The following is a 14,676-nucleotide window of genomic DNA, read 5'->3' as shown; positions in this document are numbered from 1 at the left end:
CGTTAGAGTGTGCTTAAAACCGCTCTGAAGCCCAAATGGATCGCCGCCCTGCTTGCCGCGCTAGCGATCGCCACCGGATTCGTCCTGCTCTCCGGATGGCAGTTTGGCGCCTCCGAAACCGAGCCGCCGGTCAAGATCGACAAGACCGAGAAGCCGGTTGCGCTGATCGAGCATCAGGAAGTCGGCAAGGAACTGCTGGGCATCAAGGCAGACCAGATCATCACCATGGAGGGCGAATTCGTCCCCGGCACCGATCAGCTGATTTCGCCGCGGCTCAATGGGGAACAGCGCGGTGTCTGGGTGGTCACCGAGTTCAAGGTCGAGGGCGCGGACAAGGACGCCGGCATCGCCGTGGTACGCGGCTGGCAGCCTGAAGCAACCAAGCCCGCACCGGCACCGGAGGGCGAACTGGAAATCACCGGCCGCCTGCTGCCAAGCGAAGGCCCGGAATTCCGTGTGGACCTGCGCAGCCCGACGCTGCCTACGGTCGCCTCGGCGCAGCTGGCGAACATCTGGGATTCGATCCTCTATGAAGGATTCGTCTCGGCCCACGAAATCACCACGGCCAAGGGCGAAGCTGTCATGCAGCCTGGCCTTGAGCTCGTCCACGTCGGTCCGCAGCCCCAGGAAGGCCAGATCAACTGGCTGAACGTCTTCTACGGCCTGGAATGGGTACTTTTCGCAGGCTTCGCCATCTTCCTCTGGTACCGCATGGTGCGCGATGACTACCAGCGAGACCTTGATGAGATTGCTCAGCGCGCCGCCGAAGCGCATCGCAAGGGCGGCAATGCCACCCAGGCTGACAACAGCAACGAATAGCATTTCACGCACACCGCACTTCTTACCGAAATCGGAAGGAACCACCAACGATGTCCAGCACCACCCCGGCACCGAAGCCCCGGAAATTCGGCGGCACCCCTAAGCAGATCCGTGCAGCCGCGAACTTCTACAAGGTCTTCGCCTACGTCACCGGCGTGATGCTGCTGCTGCTCGTGCTGGAAATGATCTTCAAGTACTTCTGGTCCTTGGAACTGTTCGTGGGCGGCACCCTGGTGGATGGCACCGCCAACGCCATCGGCATGTACAACCGCGCCGAGGTAGCCGGGGGACTGAACCTCTCGCTGGGCATCCTGATTGCGCACGGCTGGCTCTACGTGGTGTACCTGTTTGCAGACTTCCGCCTGTGGTCGCTGATGCGCTGGCCGTTCATGCGCTTCATAACGATTGCGCTCGGCGGTGTGGTTCCATTCCTGTCCTTCTGGACCGAAGCCAAGGTGCACGCTGAAGTTGATCGCGAGCTGGCGGCCCATCCGAAGGCGGCCAAGCGCTACTGACACTGCAGCGCAGTGCATTGCAAGGGCGGATCGGTTCATCCCAGATGAACCGATCCGCCCTTGCTTTTGCCAAAAATGCACTTGGTGACGCTGATGACATCACCTTGGCTGTTTCGCGCGCAGTGAACCGCGTAGACTGTAACGGTGACTACTGCTCCCCTCAATCCAGAACATAAGCCGGTTCTGGTCGTCGACTACGGGGCCCAATACGCGCAGCTCATTGCTCGCCGCGTACGCGAGGCCCGTGTGTACTCGGAGATCGTTCCGCACACCCTGTCCACCGAAGCCATCCTGGCCAAGAACCCTGCTGCGATCATCCTTTCCGGTGGTCCTTCCAGCGTCTATGCCGATGGCGCCCCTTCCGTAGGGGCCGACCTGTTCGAGGCCGGCGTCCCGGTCCTGGGCATCTGCTACGGCTTCCAGGCCATGGCCAACGCCCTGGGCGGCACCGTCGCCGAAACCGGCCTGCGCGAGTACGGCCGCACCGCAACCACCTTCGAGGGCGAAGCCCGCTCCATCCTGGCAGGCGCCGCACAGGCGCCTACCGTCTGGATGAGCCACGGCGACGCCGTCTCCCAGGCGCCGGAAGGCTTCGAGGTCCTGGCCACCACCGCTGGTGCTCCAGTGGCGGCGTTCGCCAACGAAGCCAAACGCCTGTACGGCGTGCAGTGGCACCCGGAGGTGAAGCACTGCGAGTACGGCCAGGACGTCCTGGAGAACTTCCTGTACAACGGTGCCGGCCTGAAGGGCGACTGGACCGCGGACAACATCGCTGACGAGCAGATCGAGCGCATCCGCGCCCAAGTCGGCACCGGCAAGGCCATCTGCGGCCTGTCCGGCGGCGTGGACTCCGCTGTGGCAGCTGCCCTGGTGCAGCGCGCCATCGGCGACCAGCTCACCTGCGTGTTCGTGAACCACGGCCTGCTGCGCGAAGGCGAAGCCGAGCAGGTTGAGAAGGACTTCGTCGCTTCCACCGGCGCCAAGCTGTACATTGCCGACGAGCGCGAGCGCTTCTTGACCGCTCTGGACGGTGTCACCGACCCGGAGACCAAGCGCAAAATCATTGGCCGCGAATTCATTCGCGCGTTCGAAGCAGCCGAAGCTGCGATCATCGCCGAGGCCGCTTCCGAGGGCGAGCCGGTGAAGTTCCTGGTCCAGGGCACCCTGTACCCGGACATCGTCGAGTCCGGCGGCGGCGAAGGCACCTCCAACATCAAGAGCCACCACAACGTGGGCGGCCTGCCAGAGGATCTGCAGTTCGAACTCGTCGAGCCGCTGCGCACCCTGTTCAAGGACGAAGTGCGCGCCGTGGGCCGCGAGCTGGGCTTGCCTGAGGAAATCGTTGGCCGCCAGCCGTTCCCCGGCCCGGGCCTGGGCATCCGCATCATCGGTGCGGTCAACGAGGAGCGCCTGACCATCCTGCGCAAGGCCGACGCGATTGCCCGCGCCGAGCTGACCGCCGCAGGCTTGGACGACGAGGTCTGGCAGATGCCGGTAGTGCTGCTCGCCGACGTGCGCTCGGTTGGCGTTCAGGGCGATCACCGCACCTACGGCCACCCGATCGTGCTGCGTCCGGTATCCTCCGAGGATGCCATGACCGCCGACTGGTCGCACCTGCCATACGATCTGCTCTCGAAGATCTCCAACCGCATCACCAATGAGGTCGATGGGGTGAACCGCGTGGTGCTGGACGTCACCTCCAAGCCACCAGGAACCATCGAGTGGGAGTAATCCCGTAGCCTGGAATTCCCCTGCCTGCTGCCGCGCTTGCGGCAACAGGCAGGGGAATTTTTTGCGTTCTGGCGCGCGGAACCCTCTTGAGGGTCAAGGCAGCGTCGCGAAGCAGACATCGTAGCTGGAAGGTGGCCGCAAGCGCATCATGGCCAATGGGCGCAGATCGTGCAAGAGAGCGCGGGCCACACGCCACGGCTTCATGAAATCGCGCATCCAACATCCGCAGTTTGCTGAGCGAGGCCCATAAGCGAACACCGCGAGCATGAGCTTGCGCATCCCGCGGTTAAAACGTGTTTCGCGCACCGGTTCTGCACTGTCGGTGCACTACGTTAGAAAGAGGCGTATCTGCACCTGTGGTGCGCCCGAATGTGGTCGGTTCAGTGAAGGGAATGACTGTCGTGACTAGTGGACAGAATGCTGCCGCCGAGCGTGTAGCTGCCTGGGTTAAATCGCTGGGGCAGAGTGCCGGGGCGGATACGACCCTGCGGTTTGCTCCGTCGACCTCCAATAGCATCGACATAACCCATGCCAATCCATCGGGCTTGGCCCAGTTCCTTGCCGGGCGGAGAACCCGCCTGTCCACCCTGCTGCATGATGCGGACCAGTACGCCACCGCGCGCCGCACCGCCCGTGCGCTGTCGGCCAAGATCAGTGAACTGTGGGAAGAACGCGGCATCGATGTCGGCTACCTGGCCGCCGGTGTCGCCAACTGGCGTGCCGTCCATGATGGCAAGAGCGAGCCGGTTTCCGCTCCCATCATGCTCGGACGCATCACCCTGGCCAAGCATGTGGACGCCGACGACTACGACCTGCAGCTCGTTGGACGCGCTACCGTATCCCCGGCGTTCGTGCGACAGTTCGAGGCCGACCACAACGCCAAGGTCGACGTCGACGCCGTTGATGCCGCCGCCTATTCCATCGCCCGCTTTGATCCGGTCCGGGGCATGGATGCCCTGCGCCACCAGATGGCAGAGGTCCCCGGCGTAGTCGTGGGCCACCGCCTGCTGCTCTCCACCTTCTCCGAACTGATGGACCCGGCAGACCCGGCCAAGCTCAACGGCTCCCACCCGGTTATCGAGGCACTGATCCGCTATGACACCGTGGTAAAGCAGGCAGGGAACAGCCAAAGCAGCAAGACTTCGGAGGCGCTGGCCAACCTGGTGGCTTCAAAGCCGGGCGCCGCGAAGCCCGAGGATTCGAAGGCCGAAGCATCGAAGCCCGAGGACGCCACCGAGGATCCTGCTGCAAAGAAGCAGGATGAGCAGCCAGCCGCGCAGGCTGCCGAGGCCAAGGGCAATGAAGGCTCCGGTTCGAGGCTGAGCCGCGTGAAGAACATCCTCAAGGAAAGCGCTCGCTCGCGGAAGCAGGGCGCAGTCTCCGAGGAATCGTCGGCCCGCAAGGTCCACACCGGAACCACGACCATCGCCAAGTCTTCCGATGATCGCGATCCGGAAGACGAGCTGTTCCTGCTGGACGCCGATGAATCCCAGTCCAAGATGCTCGACTACATCGCCGCTGGCGAATCGGTGGCCATCAATGCCGCCGCCGGCACCGGTGCCACCCAGACCGCATTGAATGCCGCCGCGCTGCTGGCAGCCCAGGGCAAGCGCGTGCTGGTTGTTGCCGAGCAGCGCTCCGCTGCCGAGGAATTCGTGTCTCGCTTCAACGAGCAGCTGGATGCCGGCAGCATGCTGCTGGAACCGAATGAGGATCCCGAAGCGCTGCGCGCCATGCTCACCAAGGCGATCCTGCGCAATGAACGCGCCGCCGAGCCGCAGCTGGGCTCCATGTTCAAGCGCCTGCGCGAATCCCGCCATGCGTTGCACGAGCATGTGAAGTCGCTGCATTCGGTCCGCAGCCGCTGGGGCTGCTCGCCATATCAGGCGATGCAGGAGCTGGCACGCCTCTCCGCACTGGAACCAGCGCCATCCACCACCGTGCGCCTGAAACGTTCGGTGCTCGATTCCATGGGCCAACGCGGACACGTTGCCGCGCAGCTCAAGCGCGCCGCCCAGCTCGGCGCCTTCTCCAAGGTGCACACCACGAGCCCTTGGCACGGTGCTCCGCTGCGCAACACCGAAGCCACCGAGAAGGCCCTGAACCTGGCCAGTGGCCTGGGTCGCGACCTGCCAATCCTGCATGACCACATGTTGCAGATTGCCGAGCGTTCGCAGATCAGGCTGGAAGAAAGCTACGACAAGTGGGGAGACCAGCTGCAGCTGCTGGTCGCCGTCCGCGGCTCGCTGGACAAATTCGAAGCCGATATCTTCGAGGGCGATATCGACGATTTGATCGCCGCCACCGCAACCAGCGCATGGCGCCGTGAACACGGTGTCGAGATGGGTTCGATTGTCCGTTCCCGGCTGCGCAAGATCGCCAAGGAATACGTCCGTCCAGGCATGCACGTCGCCGACCTGCAGTCCGCACTGCAAGCCGTATCGGTCCAGCGCGATGCGTGGCGAGCCATCGCCACAAGCCAGCGCAACCCCCAGGTCCCGGGCGGACTGCTGGATGTCGAGGCCGGCTACCATGACGCCGGTGCCCGCATCGACAAGCTGGCCGAAATGCTGCCATCCTCCCTGGGGTCGCGCCTGCGCGAAATGCCGATCAAGGAACTGCTCTCGGTGATCGCCTCGCTTGTTGAACGCCGCGAGGACCTGGGAGAGCTGCCCGAACGCACGCTGATCTCCGAGCAGCTGGCCGAAGCCGGTCTCGGCGATTTGCTCGATGACTTCGCCGAACGCGAGATCGATGCCGACCAGGTAGACAGTGAATTGGAACTTGCCTGGTGGCAGTCCGTGCTGGACGCCATGATCTCAGGCGATGACTTCCTTGCCATGAACGACGGATCCAAGCTGGAGAAGATCGAAGCGGACTACCGGCTGGCTGACGGTGCGCATATCGCCGCCGGACCGCAGCGCATCCGCTGGGCGCTGGCCCGGAACTGGAAGGCCGCGCTGGCTGACCACCGTGCCGGCTCGCGGGCGCTGCGCGAGATGCTCAAGGGCGGAACCCCGAGCATTGCAGGGTTGCTGGATCTTGGCGCGCCGCTGGCCAATTCGCTGACTCCTGTCATCGTTTCGGCTCCGCTGCTGCTGGGCAGCGCTCTGCCGGAGGACACGAAGTTCGATGCCGTCATCCTGCTTGAAGCCAACTACCTGACCCTGCGGGAAGTCCTGGATGCGATCCGCCGCTCCGAGCAGGTCATTGCCATCGGCGATGAAATGCTCGGTGGCCCGAAGCGCTTCGAAGTCTCCGTGGACCCCACCGCCCGTGTTCGCGAGCAGGGCGTGGACCGTTCCGCGCTGGAAGCGCTGAACAAGGTGCTGGTCACCGGTTCGCTGTCCACCGTGTACCGCGGAATCGACGAAGGCCTGGTGGAACAGCTGTCCACCACCTACTACGACGCTGCGCTCTCGCGCCTGCCAATGGCGGTGAACCTCACCGGCAACTCGTCGCTGCTGCGCGGCGAATATGTCCCGGATGCCACCGGATCGCTGTCCAGCAGCGAAGACGGCGTGCAGACCACCGCCGCTGAAGTGGCGCGGGTAGTGGATCTGGTCTTCGAGCATTTCAAGAACCACGGCGGAGAATCGCTGGCGGTCATTGCCTCGAACCGCAGCCATGCCTCGGCCATCGCCGAAGCGATCCGTGTCCAGCTGCCAAACCACAAGTACGCGATGGAGCACCTGCGCTCCAAGCGCGAACCGTTCGTGGTGACCACCATGGACCGGCTGATCGGCCTGCGCCGGGATTCGGTGATCTTCGCCTGGGGCTACGGACGTACCCCGCACGGCAAGACGCTGCACGAATTCGGCGCCTTGTCCCGCGAGGGCGGCGAGCAGCTGTTCGTCGCCGCGATGACCCGATCGCGCACCCGCATGACCCTGGTTTCCAGTCTGTTGCCGGAAGACGTCGACCTGAACCGCGTCTACCGCGGAGCCCGCCAGTTCTTCGAGCTGTTCGGACGCGTGCAGGCCGGGGATTCCGGAGTCAGCTCGATGCGCAACCCGCGCTTCGACCCATTGGTCTCGGATCTTGCCCGCCGCTTGCGCGAAAGCGGTGCGATCGTTTCCGAGGACTACCGTGGCGTGCTGGATTTGTCGGCACATGCCTACGACTCGGCGCACACCGGCATCCGCCCGCTGGCCGTGGTCTACGACGGCACCGAGCACTATGCGGGCCTGACCGTGCGTGAGCGCAGCCGCCTGCGCCCGGAATTCTTCGAGAAGCACGGTTGGCGTTATGTTCCGCTGTGGACCATCGATGTCTTCACCGACCCGGGTGCTGTCGCCGATCGCCTGGCCCATGCCCTGGGCCTGAAAAAGACGACGGCTGCTGAACAGCCATCGGCCCGCAGCGGCATGGCCGCCGCACGACCAGTCTCGGCCCGTGAAGTCACCACCGAGCCGGAGGCGCCGAAGGAAAAATCGAAACTGCTGAAGTCCACCAAGACGCGCCAGGAACCCAAGGCAGAGAGCAAGCAGGAAGCAGCGGTTGCAGACAGCGCGGCCAAGGCTGGAACCGAGTCGCCTGCCAAGGACGATGCAGGCAAGCCGGTGACCCCAGCACCTGTGCCAGCCACCAGCAAGATCGATGAATCGGAACCGAAGAAGCCATGACTTCTGAGCAAGAACCAACGCGCGGCCGCCGCAAGCGGCCGCGCGTTGTGGCACCGCCGCAGCATTTGGCTGCACGTGTCGAACTGACCGGCAGCTACACACCGGTGCCCCATTCAGAATCCGTCAACCGTGCGCTGGCGGGCCCGCAGAGTGCCGGTGCGCCCGAGAACACGATGGCGGCAGCAGCCAAGAAGCGCACCACCGATCCGCTGGCTGATTTGCTCGCCAAGGACCAGGACCCGCGAAATTGGGGCGACTCCAAGGAAGATCTTGCTGAAATGATGAAGCGCGAGAAGCCGCCGCACTGGGGCTGAACGCCTAATTCACCAAGACGGCTGAAACCTTGCCGCGCGATACCGCCCCTGCCAGATCATCCGAGAGGCTGTTGGCCGCCGCAACCACGACAATCCCCTCGCCGGTCGGGTCAGCACTGCTGAGCATGCCGAATTCAGAACCAGTGGCATTATCCGGAACCCAGAGCACCGGCACCGCTTTGGCGATGGTTTGCGAGCTGATTTCCTTCTCAAAACCGTCGCCGGTGGTCAATACAATATCCACCAATTGCCCTGGATGCAGCAGCGTCACCGTGGCCGGGTCGCTCAGACGCAGCGGAACAGCGACGGTACCTTCCGGTGATCCGTGCAAAAGCTGCGGCCCCACCAGCGAATAGTCGCGCAGCACCGTTCCTGCACGCAGGGCCACGGCCGCGCGTTGCCCTGCTACGGCCTCAATGCCTTCAAAGACCTCGGCATCATGCGGGTCGAGCCGCACAGTTTGCACCTGCAGCTGGTTGGCGGATATCCGGGAACCGGCAGGAATGTCGCTGAGCGCCACTACGACCTCGCGTTGGGCCAATTGCCCGGAAGAAAATACATTGAGCATGCCTGCCAAGGCGAGCAACGCGCAGGCAATGGACAATGGCTTTCGATAGCGGCGCAACAGCTCATTGCGATTACGGACCGGCCTGATTTTCGGCTTGGGAATCACCGGAGGACGAGGCGCGGCTTGGGTCCTGGAGAAGTAGCTCATATCCCCATGCAACCTGCCAGCACTGGAAACCGTGGCCCGCCGCCCGCGAGCTGTGGGTAAATCAGATGATCTGATGCACCTGCTGTGGCGTGAACACCAAGTCCACCGGCTGGTCATGTTCGTCGATCCGGAAAGCACCGGGTGGAACATACTCATGCTCGTACACCACCGCAGCTACCCGTACCGGGGCGTCTTCGATCAACGGCAGGAAGCGATCGTAATAGCCACCGCCCTGGCCCAGGCGCAATCCGTCCTCGTCGATGGAAAGGGCTGGCATGATCAATGTATTGATCTCGTCGAAGAGTTCCGTGCCGATCCGTTCGCCCACAGGTTCCATCACCGGGGCCAAAGCGCTCGGCGCGAATTCCATGCCGGGGGTGTACTCGACCCATGACAGCGCATAATCCGGTTCGCACACCGGCAGATAGACGTCAATGCCCTCATTGACCAGTGCATCCAACAACGCCTCGGTTGGCGGTTCATCCGGACCGGAGCAGTAGGCCGCGACCTTCTGGACGACTCCGGTGCTTTGGCTCAGGTAGCCGATCACCGTGCGGGCCAGATCCTGGCCGAGCTGCTCGCGCTGGATCGGATCAAGCGCCCTGCGCCAACTGCGGACGGCGGCACGTGCGGCCTTCTTGTCGGATCCAGGATGCTGGTCAGCGGTGAGGTTCATGCCTACAGCTTACGCGTACGCAATGAATCGCTGCCCGCTGGTGCCGTTGCCGGCTGCGGGCATGACGAAGTAATACGATGTGCACATGTTCATCTCTCGTCGGGCAAAGCACCTGGTTCCGGATCTGGCCTCGGAACGGCTGCTGCTGCGCCAGCTGACCGCGCGGGATGAGGCCGAGTGGATCAATCTGCGCTATGCCAATGCCAAATGGCTCAAGCCATGGGATCCCACGAGTCCCTTGGGCCCGCCGGAATCCATGACCTTTCGGGAGATGCTCAGGGCAAGGGACGAATCGGCAATTGACGGAAGCGGATACTCCTGGGCACTGGCCCTTCCCCAGCTGCATAGGGGGCGCCCGCCACTGATCGGGCAGGTTTCCGTGTCTTCCGTGCAATACGGGGCCGCACGCACAGCGTCCATCGGTTATTGGATTGACCGCAACCATGCCGGGTTCGGCCTGATGCCGGAAGCCTGCGCCTTGGTCATCGACCACTGCTTCGAGCAACTGCAGCTGCACCGCCTGGAAATCAATATCCGCCCGGAGAATGCCGCCAGCCTTCGCGTTGTGGACAAGCTCGGTTTCCGCGATGAGGGCCTGCGCAAGGGCTATCTGCACATCGACGGGCAGTGGCGGGATCACCGCACCTTCGCGCTGACCCGCGAAGAGCTGAAAACTCCGATGCTCGAACGCATCTACGAATACTGACCCGGAATCCGTGCCATTTCGATCAATCAAGCTCTGATATGAGCGAACCGGATCGAAAACATGCGGACACGCCTAGGGATGTGCGTGAGCGCGCACCCAAGGTTGCATAGTGTTGATTTGACGGAACCATATTTGGTTCCACAAGGATTTGACCGAATCAATCGGTGATGGAGGACCCACATGGCTGGCACGTCACAGAGCGCTCCGCAGGAAAGTGCTGCGACCAAACTCAAGATTCGTGTGCGCTATGGCCGGTTGTCCGTCGCACTCGTTGGTGCCTTGGCAGTCATCGCGACCGTTGTCGGTCTCATCCTGGCTCCGTTCACGGCCCTGACCTTTGGTGCCGTCGGCTTGTTCGCGCTGGTTGCCGTCGCTTCCTTCGCCACCCTGCGCGGCCTGGCTGTGCGCGACCGCAACCGCAAGCTGCTTGAGCACCTCGAAGCCACCCGGCAGAAGGCGCTGCAGACCCCGGCCTTCGACGACGCCGCCAATCAGGTCGTCTCGCGCAAGCATGAAAAGGACGAGGTCTTTGACGCCCGACCAGGTTCTTCCCGCCGTGCTCCAGCAATTACCGCTGAAGAGCTGCGTGCCGAAGCGCTGCGCGTGGCGCACGGCCACGGCGGCGTGAAGCAGCCAGAGACATGGGAGCCAACGCGTGTCCCGAAGCCTACCTATGTGGAAGCCACTGAGCGGATTGCCAAAACTGCGGAAAAAGCAGCTGAGCAGGGTGCACATCGTACCCACAAGCCTGCGCTTCCAGTCCAGCAGCAGTTGCGCCCGAGCAAGCAGATCAGCCTGAAGGCATCGGAGGACGCCAAGCGCCTGGCTGCCGAGGTATCAGCTGAAGAGCGCGCAGCAGTTCCATCGGTTGCTGCCAAGCGTTCCGAGAGCGCTCCGGCAGACAAGGAAGCCGTTGCTCCGGTGGCTCCGGCGCCAGAAGCCGCGCCGGCAGTTTCCGCAGCTTCCAAGCCACGGCTGAACCTCGATGCGGTCATGCAGCGCCGTCGCGCATAACATCCAAGCTCAAAGACGTGTGGCCCGGACCTTTCCCAAGGTCCGGGCCACACGTCTATGAATTGCCGTCAGCTGATCATGTCGTCGAATGGCAGCGGTCCGCGATTGCCGCGGTGATGAGCGAAGACCAAGGTGGTTTCGGTATGACCCACCGACTCATCGGTCGCCAGGTTATCAAGCACCCAATCCCGCAGCGCATCGGTGGAGCCAACCGCGATATGCAGCAGGTAGTCGGTGCCGCCGGATACATGGAACATGGAGAGGACCTCAGGCAGCTGCGGAATGCGTGCCACGAACGCATCGATTTTCTCGCGATCGTGCGCCCGCAGCTTGACCGAGATCAATGCCTGCACGGTACGGCCGACAGCTGCCAATGACACCTCGGCGTGGTAGCCGGTGAGGATGCCGCGTTCGACCAGGGAACGGGTACGCAGCAGCGCAGTGGATGGTGCGATGCCGGCACGCTGTGCGAGGGTCGCGTTGGAGATACGCGCATTCGCGACCAATTCGTCGATGATGATTCGATCGATTTCGTCCAGATCGACGTTTGATGAAAGCTCTGATTGCTGGGCCATAATAATATTTCATCATATTCGCAAGGCATCAGCGGGATCTTTGAGGTAAAAATCGGCGTATGCCGTCCGCGTACGAACAAATAATCGGTGAACAAACGGATATATTGGGGATATGACACGTCGTTCTGAGCACACCGGTGAATCCTTCGATACCAGGCTGGCAGCCTATTGCTTGGTGGAACACGAAGGAAAGGTACTGCTTACGCTCTGGGATATGCGTCATCGCGATCCGCGCTTCACGCCACGCTGGTCCCTTCCAGGTGGCGGTATCGACTTGGGGGAGCCTATCGAGGAAGGCGCCCGCCGTGAGGTCTATGAAGAGACCGGCTACGCCGTAGACGCATTGGAGCTCCTGGATGTCACCACGGGAGTTATTCCCGGTTCGAAACGCTACTCGGGCGCAGGCCACGCCATGCAAACGGTGGCCGTCACCTATCGCGCCAGGCTGACCGGTGGCGAATTGCGCCATGAAGTCAACGGCTCGACCAGCCAGGCGGCCTGGTTCACGCGCGAGGAGATTGCCAAGCTGAACTGCATTGAACGCGTCGAGAGCATTTTGCGACTGACCGCACCCGGCAAGTAGCAACGGATCGCAGGTGACCTGCCCTAGAATCAATAGGGACATGAACTTGCGAAATTCCATCACCGTCGGCACGCTCAGCGCAGCACTGCTGCTCACCCTGTCTGCGTGCACTGAAGACGAAACGCCAACAACAGAGCCGAGCAAGGAGATCACCTTGCGGATTGCTGCCGGCACCCAGCCGGCTGACCAGGCCCTGGCCCATGTCTACGCCAACGCCCTGAAAGCCGAAGGCTATAAGGCATCGCTGAACGAGCCAGCGGCGAATCCCTACCAGCAGGTTGTTGATGGAAAAGCCGACCTGGCGTTGGACCAAGCGGCCAAAGCACTGTCCCTCGCTGCTGACCCGGCAGCTATCAGCGGCGAAGACCAGCTGCTCAGTGCCGAGGAATCCCAAAGCCTGCGCAGTGCCATCAATGACGCTGAGGGTAAAGTGACTGCTTTGGAGCTCAGCCCTGCTGATGCCGGCAAGATCCTGGTCATGAGCCAAGCCCAGGCAACACTGCACAAGGTCGATTCCGTAGAAACCCTGATTGCTGCCTGCGCTGATCTGACGATCATCAGCGATGAAGCCAGCTCCGAATCCTTGAAAACTGCATTGAAGGATGCGGGCTGCGAGAAGCCAAAAGTCGTAGAAGAACAGACCGCGAACTTGGCAGGCAAGCTGCGCACTTCGGTGGACAGCGCGGTGGTGCTGAGCGCCGGAAACGCAGTCATCTCGGATGAGGGCTTCTACACCATTCCCGGAAGCGCAAGCTTCTTCAACGCGGAGAATTACATGCTGCTGGCCGATAACGACGTGGATGACAAAGCTCGGGCGCAGTTGGACAGCATCACCAGTGAATTCTCGCAACAGTCGCTCGTTGACCTGAATCGGATGGTCAGCCAAGAAGACGGCCTGAGCCCGGAACAAGCGGCCGCCCGTTGGGAATGGATCATCGAAGAGTAGGCCCTAGCCATCGCTCCCAAGATTTCGGCCGCTGACCATAGCGGTCGAGTAATAAGGTGTGTGCATCGCACCTGACGTGAGAAAGTGTAATCATGGCAGAATTCAAGCAATCAACGAAACTGCACAATGTCCTCTACGATATCCGTGGCCCGCTGTTGGAGCATGCCACGCGCATGGAGTCCGAAGGACACCGCATCCTGAAGCTGAACATCGGCAATCCCGCGCCGTTCGGCTTCGAGGCGCCTGATGCGGTGCTCGTTGACATGATTCGCAACCTGCCTAATGCCCAGGGCTACTCGGATTCCCGGGGTATTCTCTCGGCACGCACCGCCGTCTCCCAGTACTACCAGACCCGTGGCATCCAGACCATCGGCGTTGACGACATCTACTTGGGCAACGGCGTCTCCGAGCTGATCACCCTCTCGCTGAACGCGCTGCTGAACAACGGCGACGAGATCCTGATTCCAGCCCCCGACTACCCGCTGTGGACCGCATCGGTTTCGCTGGCTGGTGGCACCCCGGTGCACTACCTGAATACCGAAGAAGAAGGGTGGCTTCCAGATCTTGAAGATATGGAAGCGAAGATCACCGATCGCACCAAGGGCATCGTGATCATCAACCCGAATAACCCCACCGGTGCGGTGTACCCGAAGGAAACCCTGGAGGGCATCCTCGAACTGGCGCGCAAGCATGGGCTGATCGTGTTCTCTGACGAGATCTACGAAAAGATCCTCTACGACGACGCAGTGCACATCAATACCGCTTCGTTGGCAGATGACGTGCTGATCCTGACCTTCTCCGGCCTGTCTAAGGCCTACCGCGTGTGCGGCTTCCGTGCAGGCTGGATGGCGATCTCCGGGCCCAAGCACCAGGCCGGCGATTACATCGAAGGCATCAATCTGCTGACCAACATGCGACTTTGCGCCAACGTGCCGGCGCAGCACGCAATCCAAACCGCCTTGGGCGGCTACCAGTCGATCAACGACTTGATCCTGCCTGGCGGACGCCTGCTCGAACAGCGCGACGCGGCCTACAACTTGCTGACCGCAATTCCAGGAGTGAGCGTGCAGAAGGCCAAGGGTGCGCTCTACATGTTCCCAAAGCTGGATCCAGAGGTATACCCGATCCACAATGACGAGACTTTTGCCCTTGAACTGCTTAAAGCGCAGAAGATCCTGATTTCCCAGGGCACCGCCTTCAATTGGGTCCGTCCGGATCACTTCCGCTTGGTCACTTTGCCGAACGTGCGCGACCTGACTGATGCAGTTGGACGCATCGGACAGTTCCTGGAGGACTGGCGTACTCGCGCCTAACTTGCCTCGAACCGAACAGGCCCAGAATCGCTGACGTGATTCTGGGCCTGTTGTAATTAAAGGGAGCGCCAGGAGAGCAAGGCCCCGGGAGGTCCGGGGTGCTGCGTGGAGGCAACTGCGGCAGGGGGAGCGTTGGCCATTCCC

13 protein-coding genes are annotated in these 14,676 nt (G+C 62.3%); 10 read left to right on the top strand and 3 right to left on the bottom strand.

What is annotated here, in order from left to right:
* Positions 1–9 precede the first annotated feature (9 nt).
* The 5 genes from F0M17_RS11255 to F0M17_RS11235 all read left to right on the top strand — a co-directional run bounded on the left by F0M17_RS11255 (position 10) and on the right by F0M17_RS11235 (position 8,004).
* Positions 10–819 carry an SURF1 family cytochrome oxidase biogenesis protein gene (locus tag F0M17_RS11255; protein ID WP_121867108.1) on the top strand — a complete coding sequence of 270 codons (810 nt, stop codon included), beginning with the start codon at positions 10–12 and terminating at the stop codon, positions 817–819.
* 50 nt (positions 820–869) lie between these two features.
* On the top strand, positions 870–1,334 hold the full coding sequence (locus tag F0M17_RS11250; protein ID WP_038990681.1) for a DUF3817 domain-containing protein: 465 nt from the start codon (positions 870–872) through the stop codon (positions 1,332–1,334).
* Positions 1,335–1,478: 144 nt separating this feature from the next.
* A complete protein-coding gene (guaA, locus tag F0M17_RS11245; RefSeq protein ID WP_038990680.1) occupies positions 1,479–3,065 on the top strand; it encodes a glutamine-hydrolyzing GMP synthase in 1,587 nt (528 codons plus the stop codon).
* Between the two features lie 392 nt (positions 3,066–3,457).
* A complete protein-coding gene (locus tag F0M17_RS11240) occupies positions 3,458–7,690 on the top strand; it encodes a DNA helicase (RefSeq protein ID WP_246857188.1) in 4,233 nt (1,410 codons plus the stop codon).
* The gene (locus F0M17_RS11235) at positions 7,687–8,004 is read left to right on the top strand and encodes a hypothetical protein (protein ID WP_149597125.1); all 318 of its coding nucleotides are present in this window, start codon (positions 7,687–7,689) and stop codon (positions 8,002–8,004) included. The genes F0M17_RS11240 and F0M17_RS11235 overlap by 4 nt, the downstream gene beginning before the upstream one ends.
* Before the next feature lie 4 nt (positions 8,005–8,008).
* Here F0M17_RS11235 and F0M17_RS11230 read toward each other — a convergent pair whose 3' ends face one another.
* Positions 8,009–8,719, bottom strand: a complete 711-nt coding sequence (locus F0M17_RS11230; protein WP_168202010.1) for an RcpC/CpaB family pilus assembly protein — start codon at positions 8,717–8,719, stop codon at positions 8,009–8,011.
* Between the two features lie 61 nt (positions 8,720–8,780).
* Entirely contained in the window at positions 8,781–9,395 is a 615-nt protein-coding gene (locus F0M17_RS11225) for a 5-formyltetrahydrofolate cyclo-ligase (protein WP_038990677.1), read from the bottom strand.
* Positions 9,396–9,480: 85 nt separating this feature from the next.
* Between F0M17_RS11225 and F0M17_RS11220 the strand changes: the two genes are divergently transcribed.
* Positions 9,481–10,101: a GNAT family N-acetyltransferase gene (locus tag F0M17_RS11220; protein WP_073705921.1), complete on the top strand. Its 621-nt coding sequence runs from the start codon at positions 9,481–9,483 to the stop codon at positions 10,099–10,101.
* 180 nt (positions 10,102–10,281) lie between these two features.
* The gene (locus F0M17_RS11215) at positions 10,282–11,115 is read left to right on the top strand and encodes a hypothetical protein (RefSeq protein ID WP_038990674.1); all 834 of its coding nucleotides are present in this window, start codon (positions 10,282–10,284) and stop codon (positions 11,113–11,115) included.
* A gap of 68 nt (positions 11,116–11,183) precedes the next feature.
* Here the strand turns inward: F0M17_RS11215 and F0M17_RS11210 are convergent, their stop codons facing one another.
* Positions 11,184–11,690: an Lrp/AsnC family transcriptional regulator gene (locus F0M17_RS11210; RefSeq protein WP_038990673.1), complete on the bottom strand. Its 507-nt coding sequence runs from the start codon at positions 11,688–11,690 to the stop codon at positions 11,184–11,186.
* 112 nt (positions 11,691–11,802) lie between these two features.
* On the opposite strand from F0M17_RS11210, the gene F0M17_RS11205 reads away from it, so the two are divergent.
* The 3 genes from F0M17_RS11205 (at position 11,803) to F0M17_RS11195 (ending at position 14,532) form a co-directional block, all read left to right on the top strand.
* Complete coding sequence (locus F0M17_RS11205) at positions 11,803–12,273, top strand: NUDIX hydrolase (protein ID WP_073705923.1); 471 nt, start codon at positions 11,803–11,805, stop codon at positions 12,271–12,273.
* Positions 12,274–12,313: 40 nt separating this feature from the next.
* Positions 12,314–13,219: a glycine betaine ABC transporter substrate-binding protein gene (locus F0M17_RS11200; protein ID WP_073705924.1), complete on the top strand. Its 906-nt coding sequence runs from the start codon at positions 12,314–12,316 to the stop codon at positions 13,217–13,219.
* Positions 13,220–13,311: 92 nt separating this feature from the next.
* A complete protein-coding gene (locus F0M17_RS11195) occupies positions 13,312–14,532 on the top strand; it encodes a pyridoxal phosphate-dependent aminotransferase (protein ID WP_038990670.1) in 1,221 nt (406 codons plus the stop codon).
* The last annotated feature ends 144 nt before the right edge of the window (positions 14,533–14,676 follow it).

It is taken from the genome of Glutamicibacter sp. ZJUTW (assembly GCF_008370855.1).
GTDB lineage: Bacteria > Actinomycetota > Actinomycetes > Actinomycetales > Micrococcaceae > Glutamicibacter > Glutamicibacter nicotianae.
This window is presented reverse-complemented; position numbering and strand designations above follow the sequence as displayed.

What these genes read in the sequence shown, in the direction of transcription:
- F0M17_RS11205 (WP_073705923.1), top strand. Translation starts at nt 11,803, where the DNA reads ATGACACGTCGTTCTGAGCACACCGGTGAATCCTTCGATACCAGGCTG.
- F0M17_RS11215 (WP_038990674.1), top strand. Translation starts at nt 10,282, where the DNA reads ATGGCTGGCACGTCACAGAGCGCTCCGCAGGAAAGTGCTGCGACCAAA.
- F0M17_RS11230 (WP_168202010.1), bottom strand. Translation starts at nt 8,719, where the DNA reads ATGAGCTACTTCTCCAGGACCCAAGCCGCGCCTCGTCCTCCGGTGATT.
- F0M17_RS11220 (WP_073705921.1), top strand. Translation starts at nt 9,481, where the DNA reads ATGTTCATCTCTCGTCGGGCAAAGCACCTGGTTCCGGATCTGGCCTCG.
- F0M17_RS11195 (WP_038990670.1), top strand. Translation starts at nt 13,312, where the DNA reads ATGGCAGAATTCAAGCAATCAACGAAACTGCACAATGTCCTCTACGAT.
- F0M17_RS11250 (WP_038990681.1), top strand. Translation starts at nt 870, where the DNA reads ATGTCCAGCACCACCCCGGCACCGAAGCCCCGGAAATTCGGCGGCACC.
- F0M17_RS11200 (WP_073705924.1), top strand. Translation starts at nt 12,314, where the DNA reads ATGAACTTGCGAAATTCCATCACCGTCGGCACGCTCAGCGCAGCACTG.
- F0M17_RS11235 (WP_149597125.1), top strand. Translation starts at nt 7,687, where the DNA reads ATGACTTCTGAGCAAGAACCAACGCGCGGCCGCCGCAAGCGGCCGCGC.
- F0M17_RS11210 (WP_038990673.1), bottom strand. Translation starts at nt 11,690, where the DNA reads ATGGCCCAGCAATCAGAGCTTTCATCAAACGTCGATCTGGACGAAATC.
- F0M17_RS11240 (WP_246857188.1), top strand. Translation starts at nt 3,458, where the DNA reads ATGACTGTCGTGACTAGTGGACAGAATGCTGCCGCCGAGCGTGTAGCT.
- F0M17_RS11225 (WP_038990677.1), bottom strand. Translation starts at nt 9,395, where the DNA reads ATGAACCTCACCGCTGACCAGCATCCTGGATCCGACAAGAAGGCCGCA.